Here is a 1,210-nt window from a genome sequence, read left to right on the forward strand (position 1 = left end):
CTTCCGCGCCCTGCAGCCAGCGCTGCTGGCCCTGGCCTGAGCGAACCCGGCCGGAAACGCGAACGGGCGGCCCAGGCCGCCCGTTTTCCCTTCAGTGGCGCATCCGCTCAGGCGGCGAACGCATCGGTGGCGCGCACCAGCGCGTCCACGTTCTCGGCCTCGAAGGCCGAATGGCCCGAGCCCGGGGTGATGTGCAGCTGCGCCTTGGGCCAGAGCTTGTGCAGGTCCCAGGCATTGGCCAGCGGGCACACCACGTCGTAGCGGCCGTGCACGATCACGCCCGGGATATGGGCGATCTTGTGCGCGTCGCGCAGCAGCTGGTCTTCCACTTCGAAGAAACCGCCGTTGACGAAGTAGTGGTTCTCGATGCGGGCAAAGGCCAGTGCGAACTGCGGATCCTCGTGACTGTTGATGAAGTCGTCATCCACATGCAGGAAGCTCGTCGCGCCCTCCCATACGCTCCAGGCGCGTGCGGCAGCCAGACGGGTGGCTTCGTCCTCGCTGGTCAGGCGGCGGTGGAAGGCGGAGATCAGATCGTGCCGCTCCACTGCCGGAATCGGCTTGAGGTAGTGCTCCCACGCATCCGGGAACAGGCGGCTGGCACCTTCCTGGTAGAACCATTCCAGTTCCCAGCGGCGCAGCATGAAAATGCCGCGCAGCACCAGTTCGGTGACCCGCTGCGGGTGGGCCTGCGCATAGGCCAGCGCCAGGGTCGAGCCCCAGCTGCCGCCGAACACCTGCCACTTCTCGACGCCGAGCTTCTCGCGCAGCTTCTCGATGTCGGCGACCAGGTCCCAGGTGGTGTTGTCCACCAGATCGGCGTGCGGCGTGGAACGGCCCGAGCCGCGCTGGTCGAACAGGATGATGCGGTACCTGGACGGGTCGTGGAACTGGCGCATCTTGGTGGTGCAGCCGCCGCCGGGGCCGCCATGCAGCATCACCACCGGCTTGCCGTTCGGATTGCCGCACTGCTCGAAATACAGGGTGTGGCGGTCGTCAACGGCAAGCGTGCCGGTGTCGTAGGGCTCGATGGCCGGATAGAGCGTGCGCATGGCAACCTCGCTGGAAACAGGCCCCACAGTCTAGCGCAGCGCCCGGGGACGACTGCCCGCTCAGCGCCCCTCCGGCGGGACACCAACCGCGACCGATCGCGGGCCGCGGTGATCCGATCCCGCAGCAGCCATCCGTCGAACCGCGGGCGCGCCTGGCG

At 67.9% G+C, this 1,210-nt stretch carries 1 protein-coding gene; it reads right to left on the bottom strand.

Features of this window, described 5'->3' with window-relative positions; genetic code table 11:
• Positions 1-107: 107 nt before the first annotated feature.
• Positions 108-1,052 carry a prolyl aminopeptidase gene (gene pip, locus JCM9942_RS16340; RefSeq protein ID WP_054660906.1) on the bottom strand — a complete coding sequence of 315 codons (945 nt, stop codon included), beginning with the start codon at positions 1,050-1,052 and terminating at the stop codon, positions 108-110.
• Positions 1,053-1,210: the final 158 nt, after the last annotated feature.

It is taken from the genome of Stenotrophomonas pictorum JCM 9942, assembly GCF_001310775.1.
GTDB lineage: Bacteria > Pseudomonadota > Gammaproteobacteria > Xanthomonadales > Xanthomonadaceae > Stenotrophomonas > Stenotrophomonas pictorum.